23 protein-coding genes, 1 tRNA gene and 2 riboswitches are annotated in these 25113 nt (G+C 63.6%); of the genes, 18 read left to right on the top strand and 6 right to left on the bottom strand.

Annotated features, from left to right (window positions below; translation table 11 throughout):
• Positions 1-39 precede the first annotated feature (39 nt).
• Together H578_RS13785 and H578_RS0106410 are read left to right on the top strand one after the other, a co-directional pair.
• Positions 40-912, top strand: coding sequence for a ComEA family DNA-binding protein (locus H578_RS13785; protein WP_022872867.1), 873 nt, complete (start codon positions 40-42; stop codon positions 910-912).
• 89 nt (positions 913-1001) lie between these two features.
• Positions 1002-2579 (top strand): ComEC/Rec2 family competence protein, encoded by a 1578-nt coding sequence (locus H578_RS0106410; protein WP_169558506.1) that lies wholly within the window; start codon positions 1002-1004, stop codon positions 2577-2579.
• A gap of 75 nt (positions 2580-2654) precedes the next feature.
• On the opposite strand, the gene H578_RS0106415 is transcribed toward H578_RS0106410, so the two are convergent.
• The gene (locus H578_RS0106415) at positions 2655-3350 is read right to left on the bottom strand and encodes a LysM peptidoglycan-binding domain-containing protein (protein WP_022872869.1); all 696 of its coding nucleotides are present in this window, start codon (positions 3348-3350) and stop codon (positions 2655-2657) included.
• A 342-nt stretch (positions 3351-3692) separates the two neighbouring features.
• On the opposite strand from H578_RS0106415, the gene H578_RS16590 reads away from it, so the two are divergent.
• Together H578_RS16590 and H578_RS0106425 are read left to right on the top strand one after the other, a co-directional pair.
• Positions 3693-4142: an NUDIX hydrolase gene (locus tag H578_RS16590; RefSeq protein WP_245554928.1), complete on the top strand. Its 450-nt coding sequence runs from the start codon at positions 3693-3695 to the stop codon at positions 4140-4142.
• A gap of 39 nt (positions 4143-4181) precedes the next feature.
• Positions 4182-4290, top strand: a riboswitch (TPP riboswitch).
• Positions 4288-4929, top strand: coding sequence for a TenA family protein (locus H578_RS0106425; protein WP_022872871.1), 642 nt, complete (start codon positions 4288-4290; stop codon positions 4927-4929). Its footprint overlaps the riboswitch before it by 3 nt.
• A gap of 47 nt (positions 4930-4976) precedes the next feature.
• Here the strand turns inward: H578_RS0106425 and H578_RS0106430 are convergent.
• A tRNA-His gene (locus tag H578_RS0106430) sits at positions 4977-5049 on the bottom strand.
• A gap of 288 nt (positions 5050-5337) precedes the next feature.
• Entirely contained in the window at positions 5338-5919 is a 582-nt protein-coding gene (orn, locus tag H578_RS13790) for an oligoribonuclease (protein WP_342664310.1), read from the bottom strand.
• Between the two features lie 178 nt (positions 5920-6097).
• Between orn and mptB (H578_RS13795) the strand changes: the two genes are divergently transcribed.
• From mptB (H578_RS13795) to thiD, 8 genes are all read left to right on the top strand, one after another.
• Positions 6098-7699 (top strand): polyprenol phosphomannose-dependent alpha 1,6 mannosyltransferase MptB, encoded by a 1602-nt coding sequence (gene mptB / locus H578_RS13795; protein ID WP_022872873.1) that lies wholly within the window; start codon positions 6098-6100, stop codon positions 7697-7699.
• Positions 7692-9362 (top strand): polyprenol phosphomannose-dependent alpha 1,6 mannosyltransferase MptB, encoded by a 1671-nt coding sequence (mptB, locus tag H578_RS13800; RefSeq protein WP_156837237.1) that lies wholly within the window; start codon positions 7692-7694, stop codon positions 9360-9362. Before mptB (H578_RS13795) ends, mptB (H578_RS13800) begins: the two co-directional genes overlap by 8 nt.
• Positions 9359-10675: a glycosyltransferase family 87 protein gene (locus H578_RS0106450; protein WP_022872875.1), complete on the top strand. Its 1317-nt coding sequence runs from the start codon at positions 9359-9361 to the stop codon at positions 10673-10675. The genes mptB (H578_RS13800) and H578_RS0106450 overlap by 4 nt, the downstream gene beginning before the upstream one ends.
• Before the next feature lie 12 nt (positions 10676-10687).
• A complete protein-coding gene (locus tag H578_RS0106455) occupies positions 10688-11656 on the top strand; it encodes an AEC family transporter (protein WP_245554935.1) in 969 nt (322 codons plus the stop codon).
• Between the two features lie 80 nt (positions 11657-11736).
• Positions 11737-12963 carry a chromate efflux transporter gene (chrA, locus tag H578_RS0106460; protein ID WP_022872877.1) on the top strand — a complete coding sequence of 409 codons (1227 nt, stop codon included), beginning with the start codon at positions 11737-11739 and terminating at the stop codon, positions 12961-12963.
• Positions 12964-13020: 57 nt separating this feature from the next.
• Positions 13021-14103: a DUF418 domain-containing protein gene (locus tag H578_RS13805; protein WP_156837238.1), complete on the top strand. Its 1083-nt coding sequence runs from the start codon at positions 13021-13023 to the stop codon at positions 14101-14103.
• 113 nt (positions 14104-14216) lie between these two features.
• The gene (locus tag H578_RS0106470) at positions 14217-15941 is read left to right on the top strand and encodes a gamma-glutamyltransferase (RefSeq protein WP_022872879.1); all 1725 of its coding nucleotides are present in this window, start codon (positions 14217-14219) and stop codon (positions 15939-15941) included.
• 48 nt (positions 15942-15989) lie between these two features.
• Positions 15990-16090: riboswitch (TPP riboswitch) on the top strand.
• A complete protein-coding gene (thiD, locus tag H578_RS13810) occupies positions 16079-16957 on the top strand; it encodes a bifunctional hydroxymethylpyrimidine kinase/phosphomethylpyrimidine kinase (RefSeq protein WP_245554930.1) in 879 nt (292 codons plus the stop codon). Its footprint overlaps the riboswitch before it by 12 nt.
• A 16-nt stretch (positions 16958-16973) precedes the next feature.
• Here the strand turns inward: thiD and H578_RS15555 are convergent, their stop codons facing one another.
• Complete coding sequence (locus tag H578_RS15555) at positions 16974-17960, bottom strand: GTP pyrophosphokinase (RefSeq protein ID WP_022872881.1); 987 nt, start codon at positions 17958-17960, stop codon at positions 16974-16976.
• A 344-nt stretch (positions 17961-18304) separates the two neighbouring features.
• On the opposite strand from H578_RS15555, the gene nrdH reads away from it, so the two are divergent.
• The 4 genes from nrdH to nrdF all read left to right on the top strand — a co-directional run bounded on the left by nrdH (position 18305) and on the right by nrdF (position 22249).
• Positions 18305-18550 carry a glutaredoxin-like protein NrdH gene (nrdH, locus tag H578_RS0106485; RefSeq protein WP_022872882.1) on the top strand — a complete coding sequence of 82 codons (246 nt, stop codon included), beginning with the start codon at positions 18305-18307 and terminating at the stop codon, positions 18548-18550.
• Positions 18551-18580: 30 nt separating this feature from the next.
• On the top strand, positions 18581-19030 hold the full coding sequence (gene nrdI / locus H578_RS0106490; RefSeq protein ID WP_022872883.1) for a class Ib ribonucleoside-diphosphate reductase assembly flavoprotein NrdI: 450 nt from the start codon (positions 18581-18583) through the stop codon (positions 19028-19030).
• Positions 19031-19041: 11 nt separating this feature from the next.
• Positions 19042-21174: a class 1b ribonucleoside-diphosphate reductase subunit alpha gene (gene nrdE / locus H578_RS0106495; protein ID WP_028464011.1), complete on the top strand. Its 2133-nt coding sequence runs from the start codon at positions 19042-19044 to the stop codon at positions 21172-21174.
• 82 nt (positions 21175-21256) lie between these two features.
• A complete protein-coding gene (nrdF, locus tag H578_RS0106500; protein WP_022872885.1) occupies positions 21257-22249 on the top strand; it encodes a class 1b ribonucleoside-diphosphate reductase subunit beta in 993 nt (330 codons plus the stop codon).
• Positions 22250-22333: 84 nt separating this feature from the next.
• Here the strand turns inward: nrdF and H578_RS0106505 are convergent, their stop codons facing one another.
• Together H578_RS0106505 and arsM are read right to left on the bottom strand one after the other, a co-directional pair.
• Positions 22334-22735 (bottom strand): arsenate reductase ArsC, encoded by a 402-nt coding sequence (locus H578_RS0106505; RefSeq protein WP_022872886.1) that lies wholly within the window; start codon positions 22733-22735, stop codon positions 22334-22336.
• A gap of 53 nt (positions 22736-22788) precedes the next feature.
• Positions 22789-23598 (bottom strand): arsenite methyltransferase, encoded by an 810-nt coding sequence (gene arsM / locus H578_RS0106510; protein ID WP_022872887.1) that lies wholly within the window; start codon positions 23596-23598, stop codon positions 22789-22791.
• A 90-nt stretch (positions 23599-23688) separates the two neighbouring features.
• Here arsM and H578_RS0106515 point away from each other — a divergent pair, with 90 nt between their 5' ends.
• Entirely contained in the window at positions 23689-24054 is a 366-nt protein-coding gene (locus tag H578_RS0106515; protein ID WP_022872888.1) for an ArsR/SmtB family transcription factor, read from the top strand.
• Positions 24055-24230: 176 nt separating this feature from the next.
• A complete protein-coding gene (locus H578_RS15560; RefSeq protein ID WP_022872889.1) occupies positions 24231-25091 on the top strand; it encodes a MerR family transcriptional regulator in 861 nt (286 codons plus the stop codon).
• The last annotated feature ends 22 nt before the right edge of the window (positions 25092-25113 follow it).

Consider the following 25113-nt stretch of genomic DNA (forward strand, 5'->3'; position numbering starts at 1 on the left):
GTGAACCGTTGAGGGGATGGACCCCTCTACGGTGCGGATATGGCCCGCTATGACACACTGAGCAGCGAACTGCCTAACCCCGAACGGCCTAGCCCCGAACCGCAGACTGTCGGCGCGCAGGGCATCAGCGCGGAACAGGTCGATGTCGGTGAGGATCCGCTCTGGGAGGATGAACCGGTCCTCAGCAGGCGAGAGCGTATGCGTCAGGCCCGGCAGGCGGCCCACGCCGCGCCGGCGCGATTCTCCCTCCGGCTCTCGGCAGTGATCGTGGTGGTCGCCGCCGTGGTGACCTGGCTAGTGGTCTCCTGGCTCAGCGGGGCACATCGTGCCGGGGAGGAACTCCCCGATCCACCAGAACCCCAGGCTGCCGGTGCAGACTCAGACGCTGGCTCTGGGGACACCGCCTCCGGCGACGATTCTCCAGGGGACGGGGGAGAGGCAGACCAAGCTCGGCAGGGCGAGATGGACGCCAACCTCATGGTCCACGTAGCGGGGGCGGTCGAGGATCCGCAAGTCGTGGAACTGGAACCAGGAGCCCGAGTTCTTGACGCTGTGGAAGCTGCCGGAGGGCTCACCGAGGACGCAGCCGCCGAGGCGGTCAACCTGGCGGCTGAAGCCGAAGACGGCACGCTCATCTGGGTTCCCACCCAGGAGGAGGCCGAGGCTGGAATGAGTCCACCCCAGGCCGCCGACACCGCGGCGGATGCAGACGGTGATGGTCAAAAGGTCAACATCAACACCGCTGATGCCGCCGAATTAGAAACCCTGCCGGGGATCGGCCCCGCATTGGCCGAACGCATCATCACCCACCGACAGACCCACGGGGAATTCGGTTCGGTGGAGGAGCTGGAAGCGGTCAGCGGCATTGGTCCCGCTGTCCTGGAGAACATCGCTGACCTGGTCACCTGGTGAGCGGGATCAGTTCATCTGCCCAGCGCGGTTCGGCCCCCGTCCCCGTGCCTACGGCTGACGATCGACGCAACCGGCTGGACTTCAGACTGGTGCCAGCGGCCCTGAGTGCCTGGGCCATCGCACTGGTCTGTGTCCACGCGACGGCTTCCTACGCTGTCAGGCTCAGTGCAGCAGCAACTGTGGTGAGCCTGCTGGCACTGGGGGCCGGCGTACTCCTGCGGCGGCACCGACGTGCCGCATTAGTCGCCGCTCATCTGTGTTTGGCGGCGGTCTGCAGTGCCGGGGTGGCGCATTCTGCCTACCTCTCGTTGCAGACCGTGGAGTCCACCGGCTGGGCAGCTGCCGTTGAAGACCCCGGACGTCTTGAAGTGCAACTGCGGGTCACTGAGGATGCTCAGCCGTTGCGTGAGCCGGGGTGGGGCGGGCAGCAGCGTGTTCGTGCCACCGCTACGGTGCATCGTTTCCGTCCAGCCGGAGAGCAGGAGTGGATCCCGGTACGCGGTGCTTACGCCGTGGTCATCGCGCAGGTTCCACACGGAGTGCATCCGGATTGGTTGCTGACTGCTGGGGTCAGATATTCCGGTGAGGTGCGCGCGAGCCCCACCGATCCGGGGGAACGCGCCAGTGCGTTGCTGTTCCCGGCTACAGAACCTCTTGCCGAGCTGCCGGCAGACGCCTGGACCGATCTGATGGGTGTTTTCGGGCACCTGCGGGAGACGACCTCCCGTGCAGCGGCCTCCACGGTCGCAGATGCGCCTGCTCTGCTTCCCGGGGTGATCCTGGGGGACAGGTCCGGTCAAGATGAGGAGCTCACCGAGGCGATGCGGGTCTCTGGGTTGAGCCATATGACAGTGGTCTCTGGAACCCATTGCGCCTTGGTGATGGGCGCGCTGATGGGTGTGTTGCGGATATGCCGCACACCGCGGTGGTGCACCCCGGTGGCGGTGCTGCTGGGGTTGGTGCTCTTCGTGTTGCTCGTCCAGCCCGCGCCGAGTGTTATTCGGGCCGCAGTCATGGGCGGGATCGGGGCGGTAGCCGTCTTTGCAGGCCGAGGCAGAGTGTCGTCGTCGCTGCTGATGGTCTGCGTGCTTGTGCTGCTGGTCTATGACCCTTGGTACTGCGTGGAGCCGGCCTTCCAGCTTTCAGTGGCCGCGACAGCCGGGATCGTGCTGGTGGGGCGCCGGTTGAAGGAGATCTTTGATCCGTGGATGCCAGCTATCGTTTCCGGACCACTGGCCCTGGCCACTGCCTCGCAGATTTTCGTCACCCCGGTGCTGTTACCCATCGCCGGGGGTGTGAATACCTACAGCGTGGTGGCCAATATCCTCGCCGGGCCGTTGCTCCTCCTGGTGACGGTTCCCGGCACAGTGGCGGCGCTGCTCTCGGTTGTGGCTCCCGGCGTGACTCATCTGCTGCTGAACGTGGCTGCCGTACCCGCAGCGGTCATCGGGGTGATTGGACGCAGCGTAGCAGGATTACCACAGTCTTTAGCTGAGTGGCCCCCAGGCTGGCTCGGTTGGGTGCTGGTGGTGGTCTATCTCGCCGGGTCAGTGGTGATGTCTCGGCTGCTCATTGAAGCACGGCGTCCGGGTCAGTGGGAACTAGTGCTGCTGACGGTCTGCGCCGGATCCTTCGCTGCAGTGGTGATTCCAGGACCCACCGGGTAAAGAACGAGGACACGGTTGTGGTGCCGAACCCGCGAACGGTCCGGCACCACAACCGATATCAGGACGGTAAGAGGATTATTCCGCGGCGGGAACCTTCAGTTCATCGCCAACGTAGATGAGGTTGGGGTCCTCGATGAGGTCAGTGTTGGCACCCCAGAGGTCGGTCCACTCCACACCGAGCTCATCAGCGATGCTGGCCAGGGTGTCACCGGACTGGATCTGGTAGGTCTCGTCGGAGACGTCGACGTCGGTGTTCGGCTCAGCGGAGAACTGCGGGGTGGAGCTGCTCTGCTGCTCAGGCTGGCTTTGCTGCTGGGACTGCTGGCTCTGCTGCTGCTGTCCCTGGTTCTGTTGCTGGGTGTTCTGCTGGGACTGCTGAGTCTCCTGCTGCTGGGACTGGCCGCCGCCGTTACCGCCGCTGGGAGAACCAGAGAGGCCCAGGCTGGCGGAGCAGGCAGGCCACTGGCCCCAGCCGTAGCGGGCCTGCAGCTCAGTGGCCACAGCAATTTGCTGCTCACGAGTGGCCTGGTGCGGGTATTCCGCGTACTGCTGACCGCCCATGGCGTCCCAGGTGGACTTCATGAACTGCAGTCCGCCGTAGAAGCCGTTGCCGGTGTTGATGGACCAGTTGCCGCCGGATTCGCACTGGGCCAAGCGGTCCCAGTCGCTGGTAGCGGTCGCTGCGGGGGCCTGAGCCACCAGGGCGCCGCCAGCCACTGCGGCAGCAGCCAAAGATCCGCCGAGCATCTTCTTTACGGAGAGAGTCTTCATCATGTTCCTTCTGTTCCTCACTTGGTCGGTGCAGGTTTTCACCGGGCCGGCAGATCGTCGATGGGAGGCGCAGTACTGCCGGTCCTGATGTCCTCTGCGTACGAGCTGAAAGATCACGCTCGCATCACAAAAGATGTCCGCGCTCCAGTAAAGGGCCTCAGAGTGTGGGCGTCAAACCCACCACAAACGTCCCGTGAAGCGGAAAAACCCCGACATTACGCGGATCGAGCACCGTTATCGTCCTGTGATCTTTCTTTCTGTGGATTTTCTGTGAATCTCAGGTCACACTGCCTGGCATCGCGCTGTTCCGGGTCCTTTCAGGCTAGGGATAGACTCCATTGCGTGAGTGAGCCGCAGGTGACTGAGTCGAAAACGATTCACGTGGCCGCCGTCGTTATTCAGGACCCCGAGGGGCGCGTGCTGACCGTGAGAAAACGAGGCACCAGCCGCTTCATGCAGCCCGGGGGTAAGCCAGAACCCGGCGAAACTCCGCTCCAGACGGCGTTGCGAGAAACCCGCGAAGAACTGGACCTGCCCCTGCGTTCTGAGCAGCTGGAACTGATGGGCCAGTTCTCCGCCGCAGCCGCCAATGAACCCGGCCACACAGTGGTATGCACCAACTACCGCGTCAGCTTGGGTCAGGACGCCACAGCGATCTTGCGCACAGTAAAACCTGCCGCAGAGATTGAGGAACTGCGCTGGTTCCGGCTGGATGAGCTTGTCTCCCGCACCGACGTCGCACCCTTGCTCACTGATGTCATTGCCGACCAACTGCGGTCTGCCGTGACCTAAGACCTCAGTCTGCCGGGTCGGCGGACTGATACCGTGATGAACATCCCACGGGTGCCCCGAGTACGGGGCTGAGATCGGACTGCAACTGTCCGGGACCGGCCGAACCTGTCCGGATCATGCCGGCGAAGGAAGAAGGAGCATCACGATGACTGCACGCTTCACCGAAACCCTCCGCGCGGAGAGTCAGCCCACCTGGGACCAGGCGGTTGGTCACCGCTTCGTCGACGAGCTCATTGCTGGACGCGTCGACGACGACGTCATGGCCACGTATCTCATCCAAGACCACCGGTTCCTTGAGGCTTTCGTGACGCTACTGGGTTCAGCGATCGCCACCGCTGACACGTTCGAGGCGCGACTGCGGTTTGGCCGATTCGTCGGCATGGTCGCCAGTGACGAGAACACGTATTTCCTGCGGGCCTTCGATGCTCTGGGGGTCTCCGAGCAGCGGCGTGCCGCAGAGCCGGACACCGAACCTACGGCCGGTTTCATCAGCATCATGCGTGAAGCCGCGCAGACTCGAGACTATGTGGCGGTGCTCGCTGTGCTCAACGTCGCCGAATGGCTCTACTACGAATGGGCCCACCGAGCCCAGGGACACCGGCCAGAGAACTTCGTGCACGCCGAGTGGATCCACTTACACGACAACCCAGACTTCAACGCCTTCGTAGAATTCCTCCGCAGCGAACTGGACCGCCTGGGCCCGACATCCCCGCAGACCGCCAGGGACTTCTTCTCCCGAGCCGTGGACTTGGAATTGGCGTTCTTCGACGCCGTCTACGGCAGCTGATGCGGGAAAGGCCCCGGCACGTGACCGGGACCTTTCCTCATCCAAGGGGTGAGCGACGGGGCTCGAACCCGCGACCCTCGCGACCACAACGCGATGCTCTACCAGCTGAGCTACGCCCACCATGAGGCACATGCCACCGGCTGCTGAATCAAACACTCCACGATCGCAGCGGACCGGTGCACCTCCGGCGCTGTTGAACCTCTCGATGAACGTCTGGTCATGACCAGCTCGATCTCTCCAGGCCGAAAAGCGCCGCAGATCATCATACATCGCAAGTACCCCGCTGAGCACATCGGCTCCGTGGAGTGCCACAAACAACGACCACACCCTGCCTTAAGCCGGCGACACTGGCCACCCGCGCTGGTCACATCCGCCGAATCCCGGCGAACGGCAGTCCACCGGGGCTGGTCAGCGGAAGATCGTCTGCCGGTAGTGCCGCAGCTCGGCGATGGAGTCCACAATGTCCCCCATGGCCCGGTGGTTACCGGTTTTGGCAGGTTTGGCCTCAAACGCCTCTGGGTACCAGCGGCGAGCCAGCTCCTTAACCGTAGAGACATCAACAATCCGGTAATGCAGGTGCTCAGTCAGCGCCGGCATCCCCACGCGCAGAAACGCTTTATCCGCATGGACGGAATTGCCCGCCAGCGGAGCGGTCCGGGCCTCAGGGACCCAGGCGGTGACATAGTCGAGCACTTTCTTCTCCGCCGACTCCAAGGAGATGCCGTCTTCCAGCTCAGCGAGCAAACCGGAGGCGGTGTGCATCTGCCGCACGATGGACTCCATTCCCTCCAGTGCGGCCGGATCGGGGCGGATAACGACGTCGACCCCCTCACCGAGCACATTGAGGTCAGCGTCGGTCACCAGGGCGGCCACTTCGATGAGCACATCGCGTTCGGGGTTTAACCCCGTCATCTCGCAGTCGATCCACACCATCCGGTGGGACCAGTCCCCGCCTGGTGCGGTCTGTTCGGATTCGTCTCTTTCAGTCACGGCCGACACTTTACCCACTCCCACTGCACTGAATCGCAGCAGAATGCTGTGAGACAAGACCAGAAGAAGGACCGGCGCCCACGGGGAGACGCCGACGGCACCGGGGGCGGGCCGCCGGTTCAGCAGACTGCAGTGGATCACCGCGCCGTGCAGAAAGCCCGCCGGTAAGATAGGCACAATGACAGCCCAGCGCACCCGTGGACCCCTCATCGAGGGGTTCATCGGATCGCTGCTCATCCTTGCCGGGTCCTTTGGGGTGGGGTGGCTGGTCTCCAACTCTCCGGTGGCGCGCTGGGACTGGGTGATCCGGCTGCGGACCGAACCTGACGGCGTCGTGCTCTCCACGGTGCTGCTGACCCTGGGCTGCTGGGTGATGTTCCGGGCGTGGCTGCGGTTGGGCCGCCGCCTCGGAGAAGGCACCCACTCAGCGGATCAGGCCCCCGACTGGCCTGAAGGCAGTGTGCGCACCGTCAACCTCGCGGTGGTGCTGTGGTGTGTGCCGCAGCTAGTGGTTATTCCGATCTTCTCCCGGGATGTCTTCGCTTACCTCAACCAGGGCAGGCTCGTCCTAGCAGGGGAGGACCCCTATCAGACAGGGGTCTCCAGTCTCGGCAATTGGTTCCAGCTGGGGACTGATCCCATCTGGGCCGAAGACGCCACCCCCTATGGGCCGTTGTTCCTCTGGGTGGAGGCGGCGGTGACGTGGGTCGCCTCGGAAAGCACCGACCTGGCGATCATCCTCTTCCGCCTGGCCTGCTTCGCCGGGGTGGTGATGATGATGATTTACGTTCCCCGCCTGGCCGCCCTCCACGGGGTCGACGCCGCCCGGGCCCAGTGGATCACCTGCGCCAACCCACTGCTCATCATCAGTTTTGTCTCCAGCGCCCACAATGACGCGATCATGGTGGGGTTTGCCCTGGCCGGAATCTGGGCGGCCGCCCATGGGCGGGGGATTCTGGCCACCGTGTTGGTGACCGTCTCGATCGGAATCAAGCCGATCACCATGGTGCTGCTGCCATTCATCGGGTTGTTGTGGGCCGGACCCGGTGCCAGCTGGGTGCAGCGGGTGAAGAAGTGGATCGTGGTCGGGGGACTGGCCCTGGCGATCATGCTTGCCGTGGGGCTTATTCAGGGGTACGGGTTCGGGTGGCTGACCGTACTCATCGGCACCGGAACGGGAGCGACGTTCTGGTCCCCGGTGGCCATCGCCGATGGCGCGATCTCCGGGATGCTGGCGAACCTGGGACTGACCCACTATTGGACGCTGGATACGCTGCGACTCATTGGCCGGATCCTCTCTGTGGTCATCGTGCTGGTCCTCATCTTCACTGGCTCGGACCAGCACATTGTGCGCCGGCTGATGTGGGCGTTCACCGCGATTGTGGTGCTCTCCCCGGTGATCCAGCCCTGGTACCTGCTCTGGCTGCTGCCGCTGTTCGCTGTCACAGGGATCCGCCCCAACTGGCAATTCAAGTGGGTTGTGTTCACCGTGGCGTTCTTCCTGGCCTTTGGTGCCTCCGACCAGCTGTCCATCTACCAATTCCTCGAACTGGACCAACAGATGGTGGCGCTCTCCCTGGGTGTTTCCTACGCCTGCCTGGCACTGATGTTCACTGTGGACCCGGGGACCCGGTGGGTCGCCTGGCAGGGCTGGCAGCTTCCTCGTCTGCGGCTGCGGTGGCCGCGCCCCGGCCGGACTCCCGAACCGCCATTGACTACCGATGAACTCCACACGGCACCCCCGCGGACAGAAGAAGACGAAGGGCAGCCGCGTGTCTGAACGCCATGGTGAACACGGTCTTCAGCGCAATGTGCTGACCCGCTACGCCGAAACCGCACGCCGAGCTCTGGGCCGCTGGCCGGTCACCGGGTGGCTCATCGGCGGGGCCGAAGGGGAGGTCTCCCACACCCTGCGTCAGGGACTGCTGGCCGCGTTACTCATCATGGTCGGTTCCTGGGGGGTGGGCTGGCTGGTCACCACCCCAGGTTCAGTGCTGGCCTTCAACGAAGTGCTGTTGCCGCTGCGCACCACCGAGGTTGGGGTCATCACCTCCACGGTGCTGCTCATCGTGGGGACCCTGCTGCTGTTGCGTTCCTGGTTGCGGCTGGCACAGCGTACAGATCTCACCGGCGACGACGCCGTCGGCCTGATGCGCCGGGCCCTGTTCACCTGGGGTGCCCCGCTGCTGTTGTGCTTTCCCATCTTCTCCCGGGACGTGTTCTCCTACCTGGCCCAGGGCCGGTTACTGCACACCGGGCTGAATCCGTATGAGCACGGGGTCAGTGAAGTGCCCGGCTGGTTCATGGAGGGAGCCGACGCACTGTGGGCGGAGTCCCCTTCACCCTATGGTCCGTTGTTTTTAGTTATCGCCCAGATGATCTGGTTCAGTACCGGGGGGATCCCGGAACTGGGGGTTGCCGCGTTCCGGTTGCTGGCGGTGGCAGGTGTGTTGCTGATGCTGTGGAGCATTCCCCGGCTGGCTGAAGCTTTTGGTTCCCGACCCGGCTGGGCGCTGTGGCTGTGCCTGCTCAACCCCCTGAGCCTGATGGTGTTCATCCCCGCCGCGCATAACGACCCGCTGATGATCGGTCTGATGCTCGCCGGTGCGTGGTACGCGCTGCGGCGGCGTCGGCTTGCCGCGATCCTGCTGGTCACCGCAGCTGTGGCGGTGAAACCCATCGCCCTGGTGGCGTTGCCATTCGTGGTGCTGCTCAGCCTGCCGCATACCGCCAGCTACGCCCTACGGTTCCGCGAGTGGTTGGTCGCCGGCTCTATCGCGGCGGCACTGCTCATCGGTGGGGGGCTCTGGCTGGGCGTGGGGCTCGGCTGGTTTACCGCCGCACTGTCGGCCGGCTCCGCGGTACTGCAGGGCGCTCCTGTGGGTCTGCTGGGCATGGCTGTAGGTGAGCTGGCCGCGATGCTGGGGCAGGCGGATGCGGAGGCAGTCGCCGTCGTCGTCTACGACGCCGCCCGGGTGTTCTCAGCTGTGGTGCTGGCGCTGATGCTACTGCGCCCCCGGCTAGGCAACCCGGTGCTGTGGGCGGCCTACGGGCTGACCGTGGTGGTGCTGTGTTCCTCGGTGATCCAGCCGTGGTACGTGCTGTGGCTGCTGCCGCTGTATGCGGTAGTCCACATGTACCGGGGCCGGGTGGTGACTTTCGTGGTGCTGTTACTCACCGTCATGGTGCTGGCTTCGATGGTGGGCCAGCTGTGGGTGGCTCAGTGGATGGACGAGTGGCTCATCCGGGGGATCGCCGCAGCCGTTGCGATGCTCTACCTGGTGTACATCACTCTGCTGGACCCGGCGACGTCGGCCATGTTCACCGTGCGGGAAAGATCACAGCGCTGGAATGCCGTCGATGGCTGGCTACGCTTGAGAGAATTATCGACGCCCGACACCTCCTGGGCAGCCTCTGACGTCTACACGAAAGCCGCACGGTGAACCTGAAGTCCAAACTGCTGTGGGTTCTGCTAGCGGCAACAACCTTCGCCGCAGTGCTGTCGGTGGCCGCGATGCAGTGGTGCCGGGTCAACGGCTGGTCGGACCCTGACCAGCACCTGCGCATGTGCTACTCCGATGTCGCCCTGCTCTACACCGAGCGGGGCTTAAGTGAGGGACTCTTCCCCTTCATCGACAACGTCCCCGCCGATCAGGTCATGGAGTACCCGGTGCTCATCGGCGTGGTCACTGGGGTGCTGGCCCTGCTGGTGCCGACAGGACTCGACGACGACGCCGCACGGCTGGTCTTCTACGATCTCAACCACCTCGCGGCGATCCTTTGCTGGGTGGCGGTGGTGCTCATGACCGCGGCCTCCACAGCACGCAGCCGCGCTCGCGACGCCATCCTGGTGGCCCTGGCCCCCGGGATCATCCTCACCGTGTCCATCAACTGGGACATGTGGGCGGTCTTCTTGGGGTCCTTTGCTGTGCTGTTGTGGGGTCGGTCCCGTCCGGGATGGGCCGGTGTGCTCATCGGCCTGGGCACTGCCATGAAGCTCTACCCGTTGTTCTTCCTGGGGGCGATCCTGGTGCTGTGCCTGCGGACCGGGCGGTTGCGTAGCTTCACCGGGGTGCTGGTGTCCGCCGTGGGGACGTGGCTGGTGGTGAACCTTCCGTTCATGCTCACCCAGTTCGACCAGTGGGCCACGTTCTACCGGTTCTCCTCCGAACGTGAGGTGAGTTTTTCCTCCATGTGGTTGGCCTTCACATGGCTGCCCCTGGACGGGCAGGGGTTCTCCCTACTGTCGAATGGACTGTTCCTGCTGTGCTGTCTGGCGATCGCGTGGCTGGGTCTGGCCGCCCCGCAACGGCCACGTCTGGCCCAATTGTGTTTCCTCATCGTGGCCGGTTTCCTGCTGCTGGGAAAGGTGTATTCACCCCAGTTCGTCCTGTGGCTGATCCCTCTGGTGGTCTTGGCCAATCCGAGGTTGCGGTCGTTCGTCATCTGGCAGGCTGCAGAGGTTTTCCACTGGGCCGCAGTGTGGCTGATGAGCGCGAAGATCACCTCCGGTGGGCAGATTGGCGCTGGGCACCATCTCATCGAAATCGCCTATGGTGCCGGCATCGTGGCACATATGGCGGCGGTGATCTGGCTGATGGTCCAGGTGGTCGGCGATATCCTGCATCCGGAACGGGACCCGGTACGCGCCGCTGAGGCCGGTGGCGACCCGCTGGCGGGTGTCACCGCTACAGCACCCGATGTGGTGACCTTGCCCGGGGCTGGGCAGCCGAGACGATTCAGTGTGAGGTGGTGAGCCGTGGCTGAGATGCTCACGGTCATCGCACCGATGTTCCTGCTCATCGTGGTGGGTTTCGGTGCCGGGTTCGTGGGTCGGTTCCGGCAGGCCGCCGGGCACCTCAACGCCTTTGTGTTTTACTTCGCGTTGCCCAGCTTCATCTACACCACCATGGTCAGCGCCCCGCCACTGGGCAGTTTCCCGGCGGTGGGACTGCTCATCCCGCTGACGCTCACACCCCTGCTGGCAGTGGGGCTCTACCTGCTCTGCCGCGCGGTGGGACGCTGGCGGGACCACGCGGGTCCGGCTTCCTTGGCGGGGACTTTCGGCAATGTGGGGTACTTCGGCATCCCGATCTCAGTAGGTGTGCTCGGCCCCGAGGCGGGGTTGGTCGCCGGGCTGGTACACACCGCCCACAATGTCTTCTTCATGAACGCCTACCCCATGGTGCGTACCGCGGTACACGCCTCACGGGCCTCATCCGGGCGACCACAGAACCTCCGGCAACTCTGGCGCGAGCGGTTGTGGCCGATCCTGCGCCGGGCGGTGTTGCTCAACCCGGTACTCGGATTCATCCTCCTGGCTCTGTTAACGGTGTTCACCCCTGTTCAGATGCCGGCGCTGTTCAACGAGCCGGTGGAGATGATCGGGCAGACCGCGGTGCCGCTGGCACTGTTCTGCGTGGGTCTGGCACTACATCCGGCACTGGCCGGAGTGCGCAGCGGCGGGGCGCCGGCAGCCCCCGTCATCTTCGGTGCCACGGCCAAGCTGCTCATCTTGCCCGTCATCACCTGGGCGGCGGTGTTGCCGTTCTACGACCAGCTGGGACCGGTTTGGGCCGGGGTGCTCATTATTATGGCGGCCACCCCCAGTTCCACCACTGTGTTCCTCTTCGCCGAAGAGTACGACGGCGACGGCCGCCTCGCCGCAGCCATTTTGGTCCTCTCCACGGCCCTGAGCCTGGTCACCCTCCCGGTAGTGGCCGAGTTCATCCTGTGACCGGCCCCGGAGCGCTACGAGGTGGAGGCTCCTCAGTGGTGTTCACCCGGAGTTCACCTCACCCCAGTTGACTAGTACTGATGAGTGACACCGAACAAAACCGTCCGGTCAGGGAAGCCGGAGGCAGCGTGTGGGAGGTCTTCTGGGTCTTCCTCCGCCTGGGGCTGACCAGCTTCGGTGGTCCGGTGGCGCATCTGGCGTACTTCCGGGAGGCCTTCGTCGAGCGACGCAAGTGGCTGAGTGAACGCGCCTACGCCGACCTGATGGCGCTGTGCCAGTTCCTCCCCGGGCCGGCCTCCTCCCAGGTGGGTATGGCCCTGGGACTGCACCGCGCCGGTCCCGGCGGGCTCTTCGCAGCCTGGTTCGCCTTCACCCTGCCCTCAGCAGTGCTCATGATCGCTTTCGCCTACGGGGTGGCTGCCGCCGGAGACCTCTCCGATGCCGGGTGGATCAACGGGCTGAAAGCCGCCGCAGTCGCCGTGGTCGCCCATGCAGTGCTCGGAATGGCCAAGTCCATGACCCCGGACGCCCCGCGGGCCACGATCGCCGCGTTAGCGGCGATCATCGTGCTGCTTGCCCCTCACCCCGCTGTACTGGTCGGGGCCATCGCGCTCTCCGGGGTCATCGGGCTGATCTGGCTGCGGCCGCAACAGCAGACCAGTACCGAGGCCGACACTCTCCACGTGCGGATTCCCCGCCCGGTGGCAGTGGCATGTTTGGTGCTCTTCGGTGCCCTGCTGGCAGGACTACCGGGGCTGGTGGCCCTCACCCAACACAGTGGGCTGACCCTGGCCGATACGTTCTATCGGGCCGGGTCCCTGGTTTTCGGCGGCGGACACGTCGTCTTGCCGCTGCTGCAGGCCGAAACGGTGCACCCCGGGCTGGTGGACGCCGATAGCTTCCTCGCCGGGTACGGGGCCGCGCAGGCGCTGCCGGGGCCGCTGTTTACCTTTGCTGCGTTCCTCGGGGCCTCAGCGGAGACCGACACCACTGGGGTGCTCGGTGCGGTGATCGCCGTGGTGGCGATCTTCCTGCCCGGAGGGCTGCTACTGGTGGGCTGCCTCAGCTTCTGGGAGCAACTGCGGTCCAATCGGGTTGCCCGCCGGGCCATGGACGGGTTCAACGCCGGAGTGGTCGGGATTCTCGCCGCCGCGCTCTACACCCCGGTCTTTACCGAAGGGGTGCTTCAGGTCGGTATTGAGGCGCTGGTGGTTGCCATCGCTGCGTTCATTGCGCTGTCCAGCTGGAAGATCCCCGCCTGGGCGGTGGTCATCGCCGCAGGCCTCCTTGGCTGGATCGTTCTCTGAGCTGACAGTTACCTGTCATCCAGCCACAGCAAAGGTGTACTGACTAGCTTCCTCGCAGTGACTACGCGCCCCCGGAGCACCTCCCGTTTGGCGGCTCTCGACGTCGCCCGTGCCGGTGCTGTCTTCGGGATGGTGATCGTCAATGTGGGCCCTGTCCTGGCCGAAGGGCCCGCTTCCTGGCCGATGCAGCTGCTCTACGGACGAGCCTCTGTGCTGTTTATCCTTTTAGCCGGACTCGGCGTGGTGCTGCTGGCCGGCACCCGCTCTGCTGGGCGCAGCGTCACCGGGACTCTGCTGTGGCGGGCGGCGGTGCTGTTCCTGCTGGGGCTGGCCCTGCAGCCGTTGCCCCATGAGGTCAATGTCATCCTCACCGTGTACTCCGTCCTGTTCCTGGTGGCCATCCCGGGGTTGCGTGTGCCTTCCTGGGCGGTGCTGACCACCGCGGGGGTGCTCACCGTCGTCGGCCCGCTGGTGTGGATCGCAGTGAACCGAGGGGTCGAGGAGAAGGACGACGCCGCCCGCTTCGGAGACTCCCCGGGACAGATTCTTGCCTCGGTCACTCTGACCGGCCCCTACCCGGTGATCGTCTGGGCGGTGCCGTTCCTGGTGGGGATGTGGGTTGGGCAGCGTGACCTGCGCAGCCGCAGCACCCAGTGGGCTCTGGTGATCTACGGGGCGATCGCGGGACTGGCTGGATACGCCGTGGCGGAGGGACTGCAGTTCATCTATGGTGCTCCCGAGCCGGAAAGTGTGGACTATGACCGCCTGCTCACCGCCGGTGGGCACTCCCACATGCCGCTGTGGTTGGTCAGCGCCACCGGAACCGCGGTACTGGCTGTGGGTCTGCTGCTTCTGGTGGTGCCGCACCTGGGCCGTGTCACCGCACCCTTTGAGGCCGTAGGGCGTATGCCGTTGACCGCCTATACCGCACACCTACTCCTCATTGCGTTCCTGGTGCGCCCCGGACCGGATGAGGCTGGCACCGGCCTGCTGGCCAGCGTGGGCATCATCGTCGTTCTGGTGGTGCTGAGCCTGGTGTGGTCGATGATCCGGCGCACCGGGCCCCTGGAGTACCTCATGCGCCCACCCCCACTGCCTCGGCTTCGGCGGCCACCGTCGTTTTCAGCGGATCCACCGTGAACCGGGTAGATCGGTGTGAAGAGCCGCCTGAAGTTGGTGATCTTCCTGCCCGTCTGTGATCCGACTGTCCGTTTCCATTGAAGACCACTGATGTTCCATGGGGTGATGACGTGATGATCTTGCAGAGCACTGAGGCTCTCCGCCCGGCCCTTGCGGGCACCGCTGCTGCCGCACTGGTGCTCACTGGCTGCGGCCTGACCGACCAAGAGCCTCCCCCGGCGGAGGAGGCCGAGGAGACTCAGCCCGGAGAGCACCTGGATCCAGAGGATGTGCCCGAGGCGGACCCGGACGAGGAGGACACCGACGCCGGAGAGCCCTATCTCAGCCAGCAGGCGGTCAGTGCCGGACACCCAGAGGCCGTCGCCGCCGCGGAGGAGATCCTCGCCCAGGGCGGAAACGCCGTTGATGCTGCCGTGGCGGCCTCCTTCGCAGTGGCGGTGATCGAACCGGTTGCCTCTGGTATCGGTGGGGGCGGCTCCGCGATCCTCGCCGGACCGGAGGGCGAACCGGTCTTCTACGATTACCGCGAAGTGGTCAACAACGACGGTGATATCCCCGACACCGGAACTGGCATCCCAGGGTTCGTCGCGGGAATGGGACAACTGCACGAGGAGTACGGCCAGCTCAGCTGGGAGGAAGTCCTCGAACCCTCCCGGGTCTTGGCTGACGAAGGATTCGAAGTCTCCGATTACCTCGCTGAGCGCATCACCACCGGGCAGGGGCCCGAGTATCTCGCCGAGTTGGAGGCATTCACTCCCGATGGCGCGAGTTTGCAGGCCGGTGACGACCTGGTCCAACCCGAGTTGGCCGAGACCATGGAACGCCTCATCGACGCCGGCTGGGAGGACTACTACACCGGTGAACTCGCCGCCTCCCTGGTGGAGCAGGCTGAGGGGATCGACGCCGAAAGTTTGGAATCCTATGAGGTCATTACCTCGGAGCCGGTGACCGGAGAAGTGGGCGATTACGACGTCGTCTCCGCCTCTCCCTCGCTTCCCGGGCCGGCGCTGATTCAGATGCTGCAGATCGCCGAGGCCGAGGGGATCGCGGAGATGGAACCGGGGTCAGCTGAGTACATCGATACGCTCTCCCGGGCCTGGGGTGTGGCGGAGGAAACGATCTTCACCGACCTGGGGGACCCGAACTTCGTGGAAGTCCCCGTCGATGAGATCACCGACCCAGCGGCCAATGCGGAGCTCGAAGTCCCTGGTCCCGCTGCAGCCTCCGCGCCGCTGAACAGCACAGACCGCGATACTGCGCAGCTGAGCGCTGGGGAGGAGCCCGCGCATGCGAACACGACGCATATCGTCGTCGTCGATGAGGACGGGCTGACGGTGTCGATGACGAACACGATCACTGACTTCTGGGGCTCCGGGCAGGCCGTGGACGGCTATTTCCTCAACAACGCCCTGGACCGCTTTGAGCACATCGATTCCCCGGCCAACCAGCCCGAACCGGGGCGCCGGACAGTGACCTGGTCCAACCCGACGATGGTCCTCGACGCTGACGGTCGGCCTGTGCTGGGGGTCGGCACCCCCGGGGGGCAGCAGATCCTCAACATCATCGCCGACATCATCATCCAGTGGGGGCTGCAGGACATTCCGCTTGAAGAGGCGGTCACCAGCCTGCGTTTCCGTGGTGAGGGAGAGGCCCTCTACCTGGAGGAAGGCCACCCCGATGAGGTCATCGGCCAGCTGCAGGAAACTGGTTGGGACACCGAGCTATGGCCGTCTTCGACCTATGGCTCCGCCCAGGTGCTACAGATCGACTACGAGGCCGAGCAGATCACCGGGGCCGACGACCCCCGCCGGGACGGGGCACACGCCATCCTCGAGTAAGGGGGACACCCGGGGGGCGGTGGTGCTCGCGGAGACTGGTAGCGTATTGCGGCAAGCACGGGGTGCCCGCCGCCGATCGGTGGGCTGAGATCACACCCGCCGAACCTGATCGGGCTAACACCCGCGGAGGAATGCTCATGAGCCAGACCCCCCACATCTCACCGCGCACTGTCCCCAATGTGCTCTCCATCGCCGGGACTGACCCCACCGGCGGTGCCGGGATCCAGGCCGACTTGAAGAGTTTCGCGGCCTTCAGTACCTACGGCATGTGCGTTATCACCGCCCTGGTGGCCCAGAACACCCAGGGGGTGCGGCAGATCCACATCCCACCACTGGAGTTTCTGCGCGCCCAGCTGGATGCCGTCAGTGATGATGTCGCCGTCGATGCGGTGAAAACCGGCATGCTCGGCACCACGGGGATCATCGAGACGGTCGAACAGTGGTGGGACGACACCTACGGTGCTGCCGGTCCTGTGCTGGTCGTGGATCCGGTCATGGTGGCCACCAGCGGAGACCGGCTGCTGGAAGCCGAGGCCGAAGAGGCGCTCATCAGGTTCTTGGACCGGGCTGACCTCATCACTCCCAACGCCCCGGAGTTGGCGCTGATCGCCGGTGCCCCCCCGGCTGACTCCGACGCGGAACTGGTCCGCCAGGCCGAGCAGGTGGCCGATACCCACGACGTCGTCGTGCTGGCCAAAGGCGGGCACCTCACCGATGACGACGTCGTCGACACCCTCGTTTTCCCCGCCTGTGACGGCGCTCGCCCGGCGGCCTATAGTCTGGCCTCCCCGCGGGTGCAGACCCGCAATACCCACGGCACCGGATGCTCGGTCTCCGCGGCGTTCACCGCGCTGCGGGCCCGCGGGTTCACCTGGAACGCAGCCCTGGATGAGGTCAAACCGTGGGTCACCGCGGCTCTGGAGCAGTCAGAGCATCTCGAGGTGGGAGAAGGTCACGGACCCATCCACCACTTCGCGGAGTATTCCAAGCACTCATCACCCTGTGCGAGCGGGTGAGGCGGTGATCCGCAGGCTAGTTTTCGGCGTCGCGGACAATGTCATCCCAGTTCCACACTGGGCTGCGGCGCCGAGGACCGTCAGCACTGGCACGGCCATCTCGGGTGCGGTCTTCTGAGGAGTTGCCTTGCGGATCGGCCTGGGGGGCGTCCGGGTCCCCGGCGGCGTCGCGGGCTGCGAACCATTGGGCTGGGTCCGGCTGGTCGGCTGAGGGGGCCTGCTGGCGCAGGGCGGTGACTTTATCCCGGATCTCAGCCATCTGCTGGTCCAGTTCGGCGGCCTTATCGGCGGCGTCGCGCAACTCGTCGAGAATATCGGAGGGCACTTCGCCGTCGTAGGTGTAGTAGATCTTGTGCTCCAGGGAGGCCCAGAAGTCCATGGCCACGGTGCGGATCTGTACTTCGACGTAGACGAACTCTGTCCGGTTGGACAGAAACACCGGCACTTGCAGAATCACGTGCAGGCTCTGGTAGCCGTTGACTTTCGGGGTACGGATGTAGTCCTTGACCTCCACCACCCGCACATCGGGCTGGGAGCAGAGCATCTCGGCCACCCAGTAGGCATCAGAGACGAAGCTGCAGGTGATACGGATCCCGGCGATATCCCGGATGGCGTGACGGATGCCCTCCAAAGTGGGCTCGGCACCATAGCGCTGGACTTTATCGAGGATCCGCTCCAAGGACTTCAACCGGTAATTGACGTGCTCGATGGGGGAGTAGTCGCGAGTGTGTTCGAACTCCTCACGCAACACGTTGATCTTGGTGAGCACCTCGTCCATGCCGAATTTGTAGTGCAGCTGGAACTCGGTGAGCTGCCGGCGGATATCGACCATCCGGTTGACGGTGGAGTTGTTCCCATCGGCATTGGAGGTCAGCTGGTCGAGCAGCTGACGGTAGAGGTCGCTTTCGGCGACGGCGTCCTCAGGGCTGGCGAGCTCCTGTGAGGTACTGTGCGCGGCGTCGTCGGCCGCAGGCAGCTCCTCGGTCTGCGGGCCTTTCGGCATCGGTCTCTCCCTCGAGCAGGTAGTGCAACGACTCGATTCTCGACTGTAGTGGTGTCTTCTGTGAAGTCCCTGAGCGATCCGACACGCCACGACACACCGTGGAGACGATGGATTGTTCTGGGGAGTTTTTCCTCCACAGCTGTGGACCGGCGTCGTACTTCGCTGAGTTTCCGGGCAACACACCGTCCACATCGTTGTGCACAGGCGGTGGAAAACTACACTGATGTGAGTACAGCATCTAGTGGTTGCTGACTGAGTCGGACCCAAGATGTAGTATTGGAACACGCCAGCGGTGAGATCGCACCGCTACTGAAGCGAAGCCGAGAAGCCTAAAGGGGATCAGCATGAGCGTCACCGTTTACACCAAGCCCGCATGCGTGCAGTGCAACGCCACCTACCGGGCTCTGGACAAGAACGGCGTCACCTACCAGACCGTCGACATCTCCCAGGATGCTGAGGCCCTCGAGCGGGTGCGCGCCCTGGGTTACATGCAGGCCCCGGTCGTCATCACCGAAGACGACCACTGGTCCGGTTTCCGTCCGGACAAGATCTCCGCCCTGGCCACTCAGGTCCAGGCCGCCGCAGCCTAAAGACCGCCGATGCGGTGAAGGGGTGAATGCATGACCACCGCAACGATGACCTCAGCCCAGCTGATCTACTTCTCCTCGGTGTCGAACAACACGCACCGGTTTGTGGAGAAGTTGCAGCTGCCGGACGGGGAAACGGCGCGCCTACCCCTGCGCACCGCGGAGGAGACCTTACAGGCCACGGAACCCTATGTGTTGGTGGTCCCCAGTTACGGGGCCGACGGCGGATCTGGCTCCGTGCCGAAGCAGGTCATCAAGTTCCTCAATGTCGAGTCCAACCGACGGCTCCTTCGGGGAGTCATCGGAGCGGGCAACACCAATTTTCAGGAAAGCTACTGCATTGCCGGTGACATTATCGCCGCCAAATGCGGAGTCCCCCATCTGTACAGGTTCGAACTGATGGGCACCGAGCACGACGTGTCCACCGTCCGTCAGGGATTGGAAGAGTTTTGGAAACAGCAGTCAAGCCTCTCAGCCGTGTAGAGGACCAGCCTCTGGCCAAGGACGTCCCGCCGCAGTGGGAGGGACTGAGCTACCACGAGCTCAACGCGATGCTCAACCTCTACGGCCCGAACGGGGAGATCCAGTTCGAGGCCGACCAGCTCGCGGCGCGGAAATACTTCCTTGACCACGTCAACGTCAACACGGTCTTCTTCCACGACCTCGATGAGAAACTCGGCTACCTCGTGGAGAACGACTACTACGAGCCCGAGACACTGGAGCAGTACTCCCGGGAGTTCATCCACCGGCTGTGGGATGAGGCCTACGCCCACAAGTTCCGGTTCCCCACCTTCCTGGGAGCCTTCAAGTTCTACACCTCGTATGCGCTGAAGACTTTTGACGGTAAGCGCTACCTGGAGCGGTTCGAGGACCGGGTCTGCATGGTGGCCCTGCACCTGGCCCGCGGCGATGAGGATCTCGCCGTGCGGATCATGGAGGAGATCATCTCCGGGCGGTTCCAGCCGGCGACCCCGACCTTCCTGAACTCTGGGAAGAAACAGCGCGGTGAGCTGGTCTCCTGCTTCCTGTTACGGATCGAAGACAATATGGAGTCCATCGCCCGGGGCATCAACTCCGCACTCCAGCTGTCCAAACGCGGCGGGGGAGTGGCGCTGTCGTTGACTAACATCCGGGAAAACGGGGCACCGATCAAGCAGATTGAGAACCAGTCTTCCGGTGTCATCCCGGTCATGAAGCTGCTGGAGGACTCTTTCAGCTACGCCAACCAGCTCGGGGCCCGTCAGGGCGCTGGTGCGGTCTACCTACACGCTCACCACCCGGATATTCACCGTTTCTTGGACACTAAACGGGAGAACGCGGATGAGAAGATCCGCATTAAGACACTCTCTCTCGGCGTCGTCATTCCCGACATCACCTTTGAACTGGCCAAGCGGAATGAAGACATGTACCTCTTCAGCCCCTATGACGTGGAGCGCGTCTACGGCAAGCCGTTCAGCGAGATCTCGGTGACGGAGAAGTACTACGAGATGGTCGACGACGCCCGGATCCGCAAAGACAAGATCAATGCCCGGGAGTTCTTCCAGACTCTGGCGGAGATCCAGTTCGAATCCGGTTACCCGTACATCATGTTTGAGGACACGGTGAACCGCGCCAACCCCATTGACGGGCGGATCACCATGTCTAACCTGTGCTCGGAGATCCTTCAGGTCTCTGAACCCAGTGAGTACAACGCTGACCTGGGATACGCGCAGGTGGGTAAGGACATTTCCTGCAACCTGGGGTCGCTGAACATCGCGAAGACGATGGACTCCACGGACTTCGGCCAGACCGTGGAGACCGCCATTCGTTCGCTGACTGCGGTCTCGGATATGTCCTACATCGACTCGGTACCGTCCATAGCGGAAGGGAACAAGCGTTCTCACGCCATTGGTCTGGGGCAGATGAACCTGCACGGGTACCTGGCCCGGGAGCGGATCCACTACGGTTCCGAAGAAGGCCTGGACTTCACCAACATTTACTTCTACACGGTGTTGTACCACTGCCTGCGGGCTTCGAACCTGCTGGCGAAGGAGACGGGCCAGACGTTCGATGGCTTCGAACGTTCCACGTACGCCACCGGGGAGTTCTTCGATAAGTACACCGACCAGGTGTGGGAGCCGAAGACGGCGAAAGTCCGGCAGCTGTTCTCCCACGTGCGGATCCCCACCCAGGCGGATTGGCGGGAGCTGAAGGAGCAGGTGCAGAAGTACGGCATCTACAACCAGAACTTGCAGGCGGTGCCGCCGACCGGTTCGATCAGCTACATCAATAACTCGACGAGCTCGATTCACCCGGTGGCCTCGAAGATTGAGATCCGCAAGGAGGGCAAGATCGGGCGGGTGTACTACCCGGCCCCGTACCTGACCAACGAGAACCTGGAGTACTACCAGGACGCTTATGAGATCGGGTACGAGAAGATCATCGACACCTACGCGGTGGCGACCCAGCATGTGGACCAGGGGCTGAGCCTCACCTTGTTCTTCAAGGACACCGCCACCACCAGGGACATCAATAAGGCGCAGATTTACGCGTGGAAGAAGGGCATCAAGACCCTGTACTACATCCGGTTGCGTCAGCTGGCCCTGGAAGGCACTGAGGTTGAGGGCTGCGTCTCCTGCATGCTGTGAGGCACCCGGGGGATAGCCCACGACGACGCACCATCGGTTTAAGACATCATCAGGCACCACAGATAGAAGGACACCAAAGCGCGTGACGACTTCAGCAGAAGCACCGAGCTCCTCCACGCTGCTCGACCACGTCGAGGCGATTAACTGGAACCGGCTTCAGGATGAGAAGGACGGTGAGGTCTGGAACCGGCTGGTCAACAATTTCTGGCTGCCGGAGAAGGTCCCGGTGTCTAATGACATTCCCAGTTGGGGGACCCTGACGGAGGAGGAGAAGGTCCTCACCATGCGGGTCTTCACGGGGCTGACGTTGCTGGATACCATCCAGGGCACGGTGGGTGCTGTGGCGCTGATTCCGCATTCGCTGACTCAGCATGAGGAGGCGGTGTTGACGAATATTGCCTTCATGGAGTCGGTGCACGCGAAGTCGTACTCCTCGATCTTCTCCACCCTGTGCTCAACGAAGGAGATTGACGACGCCTTCCGGTGGTCTAAGGAGAACCCGAATCTGCAGCGTAAGGCCCAGATCGTCATGGATTACTATCACGGCGATGATGGGTTGAAGAAGCGGGTGGCTTCTACGATTCTGGAGTCTTTCCTCTTCTATTCGGGTTTCTACTTGCCGATGCACTGGTCGTCGCGGGCGAAGCTGACGAACACGGCCGATGTCATCCGGCTGATTATTCGTGATGAGGCGGTGCATGGGTATTACATCGGTTATAAGTATCAGCGCGCTTTGGAGCAGGAGACTGAGGCCCGCCGGGAGGAGTTGAAGGCGTATACCTTTGACTTGCTCTTCGAGTTGTATGAGAACGAGGTCCAGTACACCCATGACCTTTATGACGGTGTCGGGCTTGCTGAGGATGTGAAGAAGTTCCTGCATTACAACGCGAACAAGGCACTGATGAACCTCGGTTATGAGGCGATGTTCCCCTCTGAGGTGACGAACGTGAACCCGGCGATTCTCTCTGCGCTGAGCCCGAACGCGGATGAGAACCACGATTTCTTCTCCGGTTCTGGCTCCAGCTACGTGATCGGCAAGGCCGTGGAAACAGAGGACGAGGACTGGGATTTCTAGAAGTCTAGAACTGGGACTTCTGAGACCGATGTCCTGAGTTGTCGTTCTCAGGCCGCTAGAGGCTCCGGTGATGGCCCAGTCTCGTTACGTCAGGTGTGTGATGAGGTCGCGGACGCGGTGTTCGATCTCGTCGCGGATGGTGCGCACGGTCTCGAGGGGTTGTCCGGCGGGGTCGTCGAGTTCCCAATCCTCGTAGCGTTTGCCGGGGAAGACCGGGCAGGTGTCGCCGCAACCCATCGTGATGACCACATCGGCTGCTTTCACAGCGTCGGTGTTCAAGAGCTTGGGCTGTTCGGCGGTGATGTCGATGCCGACCTCTGCCATCGCCTCAATGACGGTGGGGTTGAGCTGGTCGGCAGGTTCGGACCCTGCAGAGCGGACCTCGACCCGGCCCGCGGCGAGATAGTCAAGCAGGCCGGCCGCCATCTGTGAGCGTCCGGCGTTGTGGACGCAGACGAACAGCACAGTGGGGGTTTTCTTGGTCATGAGGTACTCCTGGGTCTCGTTGCGCCAGCAATGCTGAATGCGTCCATCGGGGGTTAGACCACCGGCTTCGTGGCCCGGACGATGGCGGCATGCATCCCGTTGATGACCTCGTGGGTGAACTCCACACTGGGGTCGGTGAACCCGACAGTGACGAGACCCTCGAGATACTCAGATCGCGAAAGGGCGCCAGCGATGCAACCCACGTAGGATCCGCGCTCCGCTCGCTCCTCGGCAGTGAGGTGGTCTTCAGCGACCACATCGGAGATGCCGATGCGACCGCCCGGGACCAGGACACGGAACATCTCTGCGAGTACGGCGGGCTTGTCAGTGGACAGGTTGATAACGCAATTGGAGATCACCACGTCCACAGCGCCATGAGGCAACGGGATGTCCTCGATGGCGCCCTTGACGAACGCAACATTGGTCACTCCAGCTTTGGTGGCGTTCGCGCGGGCCAGCGACAGCATTTCGTCAGTCATATCGACGCCGTAGGCGAACCCAGTGGGACCAACTCGCCTCGCCGACAACAGCACGTCGATCCCGCCGCCCGAGCCCAGGTCCAGCACCCGCTCGCCCTCATGTAGCTCGGCAACCGCAGTCGGGTTGCCGCAACCCAGGCTCGCCTCGACTGCCTCAACGGGGAGGTCCGCGGCGGAGGTCGCGTCGTAGAGACCGGCACCAAAGCTCCGTTTGGTCGAGGCGTTCGTGCCGTCACACGAGGAAACGGTTGGGCTGCAGCAGGAGTCCTCGATGAGCAAGGTGGTGTTTCGGGTGCCGGCGGTAACCGCGGTCGCGGCCTCTGCGTAGCGGGCACGGACCTGATCCCGCAGCTTGGCCTCCTGGCCTGTGGGCTCCTCGTTCACCGCGTGCTCCGCTCATGGTAGATCCATACACATTGTATTGATGATCGTCGATACATCGACATGTGTCAATGTGTGTCGTAGTGTCGGAGTATGACGACTTCGATGCCGCTGCTGACCACAGACCAGGCCGATTGCTGCGCGCCGGTGACTGCGGGCGTGATGGAAGCAGAGGATGCGAAGCAATTGGCGCGGATGTTCAAGGCGTTGGGCGACCCCACGCGTGTTCGGCTCTTGTCCATGATCGCCGCGCAGTCCGGAGCCGAAGCGTGCGTATGCGATCTCACCGAGCCGGTCGGGCTGTCCCAGCCCACGGTGTCACATCACATGAAGCAGCTCGTTGACGCTGGGCTCGTCACCCGCGAACAGCGTGGCAAGTGGTCCTACTACGCCATCGTCCCTGAGACCCTGGCGATGCTCAGTGCCGTCCTCGACCCGCGGTCCTTGCCTGCGGGATGAGGGAGAACTACCACCGGTGCTGGCCATCATCGGCGGGGCAATATGTCTCACCAGTGTCGCGCTGGCCCACATGAGCCCCCGCCGCAGGAGATAACCCACCCGTTTGTGGCGTCTGAACTGCCGGCGTCGCAAAAGCGTTTGAGCCTCCCGTTGGGGGAGACCGGATACTGAAAACCATGTACAGCATTGGAGAATTCGCAGCGACCACAGGCCTGACTGTCAAAGCCCTCCGGCACTACGACGAGATCGGCCTGCTTCAACCCGCCTCCGTCGACCCATACTCCCGATACCGGCGTTACGAGGTCGAACAGCTCCGCCCCGCCACGATCATCAAAGTCCTACGTGAGGCCGGGCTAGGAGTCGACGCGGTCCGTCAGGCACTAGAGACTGACCCCCAACAGGCGCTGATCCAGCATCGAGAGGAAATCCTGGCGCAGCGGGAGCACGAGGACGCACAGCACGCCCAGGCTCAGACCTTCTTCGCCCACCTAGAGGCTCACGTGGGAGTCACAGAACAACAAGAACCTGCCCAACCATGGGTAGCCCAAGTGCTGGAGTTATCCACCGACGACCTCGATCGACTCGACGACGACCCAGAAGCCGTCCACACCCTGTTCGACCAGCAAGCCACACACCTCAGGCACCGGCTCCAGGACCAAGGGATCACCATCACCGGACACCCGTGGACAACCGGCAGGGAAGGGCCCACCCCGGGCCGGTACGAGATACTCACGGTCTACCCTGTTGATGCGCAACTTCCCGCCGCGTGGGGCGGCGACGGCATCGAGACCGGTGTCCTGCCCGCCCGGTATGAACTCCAGGCCGAATGGGAAGCTGATCCTGCTGATTCCGAGTACGGCGAACACATGGACCCCCGGACCGTGCTGTTCCTGGAAGAAGCGGACCGCCGGGGCGCGCTCTCCGATGCGCCGGGCAACCCCGCCCGCACCGGAATCAGAGAAGAGAACGGTCGCTCATTCATCTGGGTCGCCCTCACGATCAAAGAGCTGGAACCCTCAGAAACGGCCGCCACCTGAAAGGACACCCCTGGTGACCTCC

The sequence above is a fragment of the Nesterenkonia alba DSM 19423 genome (assembly GCF_000421745.1).
Taxonomy (GTDB): Bacteria; Actinomycetota; Actinomycetes; order Actinomycetales; family Micrococcaceae; genus Nesterenkonia; species Nesterenkonia alba.

What these genes read in the sequence shown, in the direction of transcription:
- H578_RS13785 (WP_022872867.1), top strand. Translation starts at nt 40, where the DNA reads ATGGCCCGCTATGACACACTGAGCAGCGAACTGCCTAACCCCGAACGG.
- H578_RS0106415 (WP_022872869.1), bottom strand. Translation starts at nt 3,350, where the DNA reads ATGAAGACTCTCTCCGTAAAGAAGATGCTCGGCGGATCTTTGGCTGCT.
- H578_RS0106425 (WP_022872871.1), top strand. Translation starts at nt 4,288, where the DNA reads ATGACTGCACGCTTCACCGAAACCCTCCGCGCGGAGAGTCAGCCCACC.
- mptB (WP_022872873.1), top strand. Translation starts at nt 6,098, where the DNA reads ATGACAGCCCAGCGCACCCGTGGACCCCTCATCGAGGGGTTCATCGGA.
- H578_RS0106455 (WP_245554935.1), top strand. Translation starts at nt 10,688, where the DNA reads ATGCTCACGGTCATCGCACCGATGTTCCTGCTCATCGTGGTGGGTTTC.
- chrA (WP_022872877.1), top strand. Translation starts at nt 11,737, where the DNA reads ATGAGTGACACCGAACAAAACCGTCCGGTCAGGGAAGCCGGAGGCAGC.
- H578_RS0106470 (WP_022872879.1), top strand. Translation starts at nt 14,217, where the DNA reads ATGATCTTGCAGAGCACTGAGGCTCTCCGCCCGGCCCTTGCGGGCACC.
- thiD (WP_245554930.1), top strand. Translation starts at nt 16,079, where the DNA reads ATGAGCCAGACCCCCCACATCTCACCGCGCACTGTCCCCAATGTGCTC.
- H578_RS15555 (WP_022872881.1), bottom strand. Translation starts at nt 17,960, where the DNA reads ATGCCGAAAGGCCCGCAGACCGAGGAGCTGCCTGCGGCCGACGACGCC.
- nrdH (WP_022872882.1), top strand. Translation starts at nt 18,305, where the DNA reads ATGAGCGTCACCGTTTACACCAAGCCCGCATGCGTGCAGTGCAACGCC.
- nrdI (WP_022872883.1), top strand. Translation starts at nt 18,581, where the DNA reads ATGACCACCGCAACGATGACCTCAGCCCAGCTGATCTACTTCTCCTCG.
- H578_RS0106505 (WP_022872886.1), bottom strand. Translation starts at nt 22,735, where the DNA reads ATGACCAAGAAAACCCCCACTGTGCTGTTCGTCTGCGTCCACAACGCC.
- H578_RS0106515 (WP_022872888.1), top strand. Translation starts at nt 23,689, where the DNA reads ATGACGACTTCGATGCCGCTGCTGACCACAGACCAGGCCGATTGCTGC.
- H578_RS15560 (WP_022872889.1), top strand. Translation starts at nt 24,231, where the DNA reads ATGTACAGCATTGGAGAATTCGCAGCGACCACAGGCCTGACTGTCAAA.